At 57.6% G+C, this 7588-nt stretch carries 7 protein-coding genes and 1 pseudogene; 4 read left to right on the forward strand and 4 right to left on the reverse strand.

What is annotated here, in order from left to right:
- Window positions 1–3: 3 nt before the first annotated feature.
- Entirely contained in the window at window positions 4–1404 is a 1401-nt protein-coding gene (locus tag LHL23_RS05155; protein WP_027236554.1) for an ATP-binding protein, read from the reverse strand.
- Window positions 1401–2126 carry a response regulator gene (locus LHL23_RS05160; RefSeq protein ID WP_027236553.1) on the reverse strand — a complete coding sequence of 242 codons (726 nt, stop codon included), beginning with the start codon at window positions 2124–2126 and terminating at the stop codon, window positions 1401–1403. The genes LHL23_RS05155 and LHL23_RS05160 overlap by 4 nt, the downstream gene beginning before the upstream one ends.
- A gap of 172 nt (window positions 2127–2298) precedes the next feature.
- On the opposite strand from LHL23_RS05160, the gene LHL23_RS05165 reads away from it, so the two are divergent.
- On the forward strand, window positions 2299–2862 hold the full coding sequence (locus LHL23_RS05165) for an EF-hand domain-containing protein (RefSeq protein WP_226429035.1): 564 nt from the start codon (window positions 2299–2301) through the stop codon (window positions 2860–2862).
- Between the two features lie 519 nt (window positions 2863–3381).
- The gene (locus LHL23_RS05170; RefSeq protein WP_222504315.1) at window positions 3382–3741 is read left to right on the forward strand and encodes a hypothetical protein; all 360 of its coding nucleotides are present in this window, start codon (window positions 3382–3384) and stop codon (window positions 3739–3741) included.
- A 419-nt stretch (window positions 3742–4160) separates the two neighbouring features.
- Here the strand turns inward: LHL23_RS05170 and LHL23_RS05175 are convergent, their stop codons facing one another.
- Together LHL23_RS05175 and LHL23_RS05180 are read right to left on the reverse strand one after the other, a co-directional pair.
- A complete protein-coding gene (locus tag LHL23_RS05175) occupies window positions 4161–5882 on the reverse strand; it encodes a plasmid recombination protein (protein ID WP_082023083.1) in 1722 nt (573 codons plus the stop codon).
- Between the two features lie 351 nt (window positions 5883–6233).
- The gene (locus LHL23_RS05180) at window positions 6234–6386 is read right to left on the reverse strand and encodes a ribbon-helix-helix protein, CopG family (RefSeq protein WP_134829143.1); all 153 of its coding nucleotides are present in this window, start codon (window positions 6384–6386) and stop codon (window positions 6234–6236) included.
- Window positions 6387–6527: 141 nt separating this feature from the next.
- Here LHL23_RS05180 and LHL23_RS05185 point away from each other — a divergent pair, with 141 nt between their 5' ends.
- A complete protein-coding gene (locus LHL23_RS05185) occupies window positions 6528–7019 on the forward strand; it encodes a hypothetical protein (protein WP_027236549.1) in 492 nt (163 codons plus the stop codon).
- Between the two features lie 140 nt (window positions 7020–7159).
- Window positions 7160–7588, forward strand: a pseudogene (locus LHL23_RS05190) (GIY-YIG nuclease family protein); the annotation flags it as partial.

Genomic DNA, 7588 nt, shown 5'->3' on the forward strand with positions numbered 1-7588 from the left:
GGTTCACGTTTCAATTTCGGTTTGATCCTTCGCCAGAGGGATTGCGAGCGTCGCCAACAGCCCGCCATCCGGACGGTTAGCCAGGGTTATGTCACCGCCATGAGCCCGCGCAATCGTACGAGCGATGGATAAGCCGAGCCCGTAGCCGCCGGTTTCGAGCGACCGCGACGCCTCCAGCCGCAGAAACGGATCAAACACCCGCTCCAAATCTTCCTCAGGGATACCTGGGCCGGAGTCTACCACCGTGATCAAAGCGTTTTTGCCATCGATCCCGTATCCAACCCGCGCCCAGCCACCATAGCGCAGCGCGTTCTCGATCACGTTGCGCAAAGCCCGCCGCATCGCGTTTGGCCGCAGGCCAACTTCTGTCGTCACCCCTGGATGTAAATCGAAGCGATCAAGCATATCAGCGCGCAGCTGTTCCAGGAACTTACCCAGTTCACACACCTCTAGCGGCTCGGACACCGCCAGCCCCCGGGCGAAAGCCAATACCGAGTCTACCATGCTCTGCATTTCCTCGATCGAAGATATGAGGCTGTCCCGGGTTTCCTCCTCGTCGACAAATTCTGCCCTGACCCGCATAGCTGTCAAAGGCGATCGAAGGTCATGGCCCAACGCCGCCAGCAGCCGGGTGCGATCTGCAACAAAACGTTTCAGGCGTTCTTGCATCCGGTTAAACGCATCGGTCAGATCTTGCACTTCGCATGGCCCTACCGCAGGCAGTGCGTCCACGTCTTCTCCCCTCCCCAACCGGTCAGCAGCAACGGAAAGCCTGCGCAGCGGTCCCGTTACCCGGCTCATCAAGAACCAGAACACAACAATTAGAATGAAGCCCGCTGTAAGCGCAAAAGTCAGTGTCGAAAAAAGCGGCCATTGCAAAGGCGGCCGTTCAAACCGGGTATCAACATTCAGCCATTGGCTGCCAGACAACGCAATGGACAGCTTCAATTCAATCGCCGACATGTGTCCGCGCATCATTTCCCGGTGCATAGCGGCCATTTCCTGATCGAGGTGGGGCAGCGGCAGATCCGCGCCATCAACCTCATGCAGCTCAACCCGGATCTCGCGGCTGAAGTTACCATCCAGAAGTGCCCGCACTCGCTCTTCGACAATCCCATTGCCGTTATGCGTCATATGTTCGACTTCGGGCTCCGGTGCGATACCGAACCGTACCAGCGGCGAATTCGCAGCCCGTAGAATCGAGGCGTGTAGACTTGCAGGCGCTTCTTCGATCAGTCGGGCCACATTGGCGGCACGTCCAGCAGTTTCCGCTCCGAGAGCCGCGCGTACCGCCAAACTGCGCTCGTCGACAAATAGCCAAAGGCTGACCGCCTGAGCGGCGGCCAGCGCCAGGATCACCAATAGCACCAGTTGGCCGCGCAGACTGTTGAGGACACGCCTCATCCGTCCATCACCTCTACATCTGCCGCCAAGCTATAGCCGCCGTTGCGCACGGTGATGATCAGGCGCGGCTGCATGGGGTCCTGCTCAATCTTGCGGCGCAAGCGGCTGATCTGGTTGTCTATTGTCCGATCCAGCGGCGGCGCCCGCCGGCCCGCAGTTAAATCCATAAGCTGATCCCGGCTCAGGACCAAACGCGCCCGCTCCAGCAAAACCGTCAACAGCTTGAAGTCGGCACCGGTCAGGGCAGTTTCCTGCCCGGTGCCGTCAATGAGGACACGACGGTCGCTGTCCAGCACCCACTGGGCAAACCGAACGTTTTTCCCGGCCAAGCGGCCTGCCAATGGTTCGGAACGATCGGTGCGGCGCAAGATCGCTTTGATGCGTGCCAATAGCTCGCGCGGATTGAATGGCTTGGGCAAATAGTCGTCGGCACCGATCTCCAGGCCGACTATCCGGTCTGTTTCCTGCCCAAGGGCCGTCAGCATAAGGATTGGGATACCGCCTTCCCCAGACAGTCTCCGGCAGACCGAAAGCCCGTCTTCACCCGGCATCATCACGTCCAGAACAATCAGATCGAAATGCCCGGTTGCCAGTTTCGCATCCATCTCTGCCGCGTCTTGCGCTGCAGTTGCGCGCATGCCGTTCTTTTCCAGGTATCGTGTTACCGCAGCCCGGATTTCACGGTGATCGTCAACGACGAGAATATGTGGCATTTCATTCATTTGCATCGATTATAGGTTATTGCTGCAAGTGGTCCTGCAGAGTTTTGTCGCAGAATGTATCAACTGCTTCGGCTGTGACAGGGCGATACAATTCCCCGACCCGGCGCTCTGGCAAGCTCACGCCTGACATCCCAAATTGGATGTATCCAAACACCCTGGGAAAGGTCTGGACATGACGAATTTGAAACTTATTGCGCTTACTCTCGCGGTATCCGGCACAATGGCGGGCGCAGCACTGGCAGAGGCCAGCCACGGCCACAGCGGCAAACCCGGTGCCAATACATCAGGCATGATGCAACAAAATGCAGATTCGCAGATGATGGGCCGAGGTATGATGTCTGACATGAAGCGAATGCATAACATGATGATGCAAATGCACGGGCGGCACGCCATGGGCAGCGCCATGATGGACCGCCAGATGTTGGGCATGGGCAAACCCGGCATGTTGGCGGAAAAACTTCAATCCGCTCTGAAGGAGTACGACGCGGACAGCAATGGCACGCTTTCGATCGATGAGTTCGAATCCTTCCACAGCGCTATAATCCGCGAACAAATGGTAGACCGTTTTCAACATCTCGATGCAGACGGCAACGGCGCGGTGACTGAGGAAGAGATCTCAGCCCAGACGGCACGCATGAAGCAGATGATGGCAGGATCCGGCATGGCCCATAGCGGTCAGCAATCCAAAAGCAATCAGCCCGGCAATGGTATGATGGACCAGCCAAAGGATAACTGATCCTCAAGACACTTTACTGGATGCCACCTGGCACTGCCTGATGGCATCCTTTCTAGGGGCAAGTATCTCAACGTATCCCTTAAAAGCTGGGCATTTTTGCTGTACTACTAAGCAGCGGCAAGCTTGTGGCGGGTGATCGAACAATTACTCGCTTGCCGATTGCTAATGCAAAGTAGATCCCTTTTCTCGCCCCATAGCCATACCCAGGTCATTTCCGCAAATGATGCACTCCCATCGTTTCCGAGACACGGAAACACGCAGCTGCTGGACGCGTTCGCGGTGGACCGTGGAGCAGGTTACCGGCCGTCACGTCTTTCCCGACGGCTCAGCCGATCTGCCGGCGCGAAAGCTCTAAAGTTCTATATTTGTTAAACATTTTGACACCGGCCTGCGGCATCTGGGTCCAGCGCGGGGCGCACCGAAGATTGGAACAGCTCATTACGTTTCAAATTTTCGAGTCGTGCGCAGCGGCAATTTGTGCTATTTTTGTCACGAGGCGAGCGCTGCGGGAGTTGGGATATGTATATCCTTCCAATAGTGTTTGGTCTTCTTCTTGTTGCCACGCCTAGCGCGGGTCAACAGACAGTCTTTCACACAGCCAGTTTCCCGGACGCCACCACGGTTCAATTGAGCGTGACCCAATACCAGGTCACCAGCGAGGAAGACTTCGACTTTGAAGTCGCCATCAAACTGGTTCAAACAGATGCAAACGGCACAGTTCTCTACGACGACACTAGGAAACACCCGGTTCGGGTCAAATGCGGAGAACCGGCATATGTCGACACTGGTCTCAAAAGATTCATGATCAACACAGCCACCCCCAGCGGCGATTGGCAGCACGACCTTTGGGCTATGCTCTGCACAACAGCAATATCCTGAATGCCAGCAAAGCGTCATACCAACCCTGAAGTTGGCTCAGAAACCCTGTCTCCAGCCATACTGAGAACAGCGGTAAGGGTTAGTCCGGCCGAAGGCGCTCACCGAGACCATTTCGAGCTTCGGCGTCAGACACCAATTCGACAACCAGGCGACCGTATCACTTTCGTAACCCTCGTCCACAGATCTGACAGCTTTTTCGATGATACCTAGCACGACCTGAACGTCGCCTGGCACTTCTGAAACCACCAGGGGACCGTATCCAAAAAATGGACAACACTTGATAGTGCCTTCTGAGCCGGCTGGACTTCTGAATACCCTCGCGTTTTTTGTTCCTGACGAGGCACTTAAATAAGTCTCTGGTTCCGCATGTTGAGCGGATCGTCTCAGAGGTCATTTTAGCATGTATTTAGCACTGTTGCCTACACTGGCCCATTCCCCGGCTCCCCACGCGAGATCCCTGACAGCCGCGCATCATCTTCCGGCGCCCATTTCTGACGCAGGCCGCGCACATAATCCGCGTCCTGCTTCAGCTTTTGCCGTTCCTTGGCGAGGACGCGTTTCACGGTCCGGGCCACCAGTTGAGCAATACGCGTGACTATCCGCATTGCTGGACGGATTTCTTTCAGCGTTTCGGCCCGCGCACCCTTGGTATCCGGAGCGGCCACGCCCCAGGTCAAGCCTGCCTGCTGATCCGCAGACGCCTCCCGCCAGCAAATCGCCCCTTCAGCAACCAAATCCAACCCGGACTCGATGGCATCCGTGATGACCTCTGCCACCGTTGCCTTCAACCGGACCTTTTCTTCTGCCTCCTGCAGCCTCTTCTCCTCAGCCAGCCGGGCAGCCCGGGCCTCAGCAGCCGCTTTCTCTGCCTGACGGCGGTGCTGAACCATCTGCTGCAGCTGAGCGGCCAGATCAGATTTCTCCGCCTTCGTGGCGTTCAGCACCTGCTCGGCCTGTTGCCTTTCTTGGATAACCCGCGCGCGTTTTTCCTCTTCGGCCTTCCGCGCTGCCGTTTCGGCCCGGTACTTTTCTGCAGCTTCTTCCGCCCTTGCCTCATACCCTTTCACTCTCGGCTCCAATACCCCGACCTCAGCCACAATTTTCTTTTTCAGAGCATTCGCGGCGTCAGCCGCTTTTTTATTCTGCACAGCCTCTGCCTCCGCTGTATCGCGGCGGCGGATCATCTTTGCAGCTTCCCGCGCGGCCCGCTGTTTGCGGGCCCGCGCCTCTTTTACCGCGCGCTTACGCGATTTCTTGACCGTGGCCTTGGCCAGGTCCCGGCCGGTTTCAACGGCCGCCTTTGCCTCGTCCTGGGCATCGCCCAGGATGCGCTTCTTCTCCGCTTGCGCCTTGAGGCGCTCCTCGGCACGCCACTTTGACGGCGGCACATGCTGCCGCCGCTCGGGCAGAGGTTTTCCCTCTGCCCGAGCCTGGCGCCGGGCCTCGGCACGGCGCTCCCCCCGAGTGATCCCAATTGTCTCGAAGGCTTCTCCGGCAAGATCCTGGGCATGCTCATAGCTTTTGATGAGCGGGTTCTCAGATGCCTGCAGCAGGATCTGATGCCCGCGGTTGGCGGATGGTTTCTCGGTCCAAACGGCCACGACAAAGTGGATGTGATAAGCCTCCTCATCGACGTGGGCACTGGCATAGCGCAGTTGACCGTTTGGAAAGTTTTCACGGAGGAACGACATGGCGGTTTTGCGGAAAGCAGAGACACGTTCCGGATCCCATTCAGAGAGCCCTGCGCCGCCGAACCAGTCTTTGTTGACAGTGAATATGCCTTCACGAAGCGGGCCTCTGCTGCAGGATCGCCAGGGGTCTGCAGGCCCTTCCGCCTCCAGCTTCCTGGCGTCCTTCATGCGTGACTTGGCCTTCAGAGCGCGCAAATGCTCCTCGTGATTGTGACGGCGCATCTCAGCAATTTCGCCGCGTATCTGCTGCTGCCAGCCCGGCTCGCCGGCCAGCACCTGGTTCAGCCGCGACAACTCCTGGTCGACATGATCCAGGTCGCCGCCGCCGCGCTCGTCATGCATCTTGAACTTGCCAAGGTCCCGCGGAAACAAGCCTGCAAATCGCAGCACGACCGGTGCTTCATTAAGAATTACGGGCTTTGAGTTGGTAAACTTGGGCTGTACTGTCATCTTGCTGCTCGGATCTGCTTCTCTGATCCGAGTCTCCGCGAAGACGAAGAAAATCCCGATAGGCTTATTTTTGTTTTTGTGAGGCTTGTAACTCACTAGGCAAGTTGCAATCCCGGGCTGGACCCCGGAATTTCAACTTGCCAGTTCGCGAGGGGGATACCCCCTTCGATCCCCTCCTCGGTCGCAGTCCGGGCTCCGCCCAAACATGCTTCCTGCGGCCAGCAGCCTGCTGGACTCGCCCTGCCGGGGGCCTGGGATGACTTATTGTTTTTCGATAATCTGGAAGGGCAGCAAGCCGATCATGCGAAGTTGGAACCAGACACCTGGGTCATTTCCTCCAGGCGCCCGCACTTACTTTTGCAGATACCCTTGTTCTTTAAGGTGCGCGATCAGAAGCCGTTCAACAAAAGAGGCTACAGACCGGTCATCCTCCGCCGCTGCCTTTTCTACGGCTTTCTTGGTTTCTTCAGTCACTCGTACAGATATCGCTGATGTTCTGGCCATGTGTTCACTTGTGTGCAGTTGACATTCAGATTCAATGGGTGCATATTGCATTTAGTTGCACACATTTGCAACGGACCGAGGGGAAGGTGGAAGCTCCCCGCCCGGCCCTAACCAAACCGATCTCGCGGAAGGAGACCGACTATGGCTGATACTTTCCGTATCATGCGCGAGTGCGCGCTGAAAGACCCGTGGCCCGCATCTGTCGCAGATGGCAGCCCCACCTTCATCAACCACACCTTCGGCGCACTAACCAAGGCAGTGGACGAAGCCCTGAATTTGGAGCGTGATCTGTCTCACTCCCTCGCCTGGGATCCCGCTTGCACCAACTTTCAAGAGGCCGCAGAAGCCAAATGGCAGGATTGCCTTAAACTCAGCGGCGACATCCTGACCGCGCAGGTGGTCCGGGCCAGCGACTTGCCTTTGCAGCGCATGAGCATGCTGCTGCACTTCCTCATCGAGTCCACGGGGCCGGAAGAGGCTCTCAGATTTCAGCAGCTGTTCCATGAGAACCAGGAGCTGTTCACCGTCGAAGATGGTGATTGCCAAGCCCTGCTGCAGACAGGCGCGCGACAGATGAACGCTCTCATCGAACTCTCTGTGGCGGCTGAAGCGCAGAACTTTCTGCCCAACTAGGCCCACCATCCCAGCATTCTTCTGACCCGGCCCGCGGCGGACACGCCGCTGCGCCCGGCTCAGCCATGCCATGTCTGAAGTTTCAGCAAGCGCCAGTTCCGGCGCCTGCCCAGCCCAATTTTGCCTATGCGGAGGCTGCTATGCCCCACTCAACCTGCGAACATTTCCCGCAAACGGTCCATCCCCACTGGCGCGCCGCCGCCAACGCAAAAGGATTCAAAATCGTCCAGCGCATCAAAGACCGGTATCATCTGCTTCTAGCCTGCCAAAGCTGCGGCTTGGCACATGCCAGCAAGATCTTTGTTCTAATGAACAGCCAGCCGCAGTGCCCGCATTGCATCGAAGCGCGCTGGCAGGCCGACGCCGCGGCCGCAGGTTTAAAGTGGGCAGGCCGCGATCCGGAAGACCGTCACTATGGCCACTATATCGCCCCCTGCGGCCATAACTTGCGCCGGCAATTTGAGATGGTGAAGCGGGCAGCCGAAGGCCTGTGCAGTGTACGGTGCGAGATTTGCCACGCTGACAAAGAACAGGCTGAAGCAGAAGAACGGGGGTGGCACCTGATCGGA

It is taken from the genome of Leisingera sp. McT4-56 (assembly GCF_020514995.1).
Classification (GTDB): domain Bacteria; phylum Pseudomonadota; class Alphaproteobacteria; order Rhodobacterales; family Rhodobacteraceae; genus Leisingera; species Leisingera aquaemixtae_A.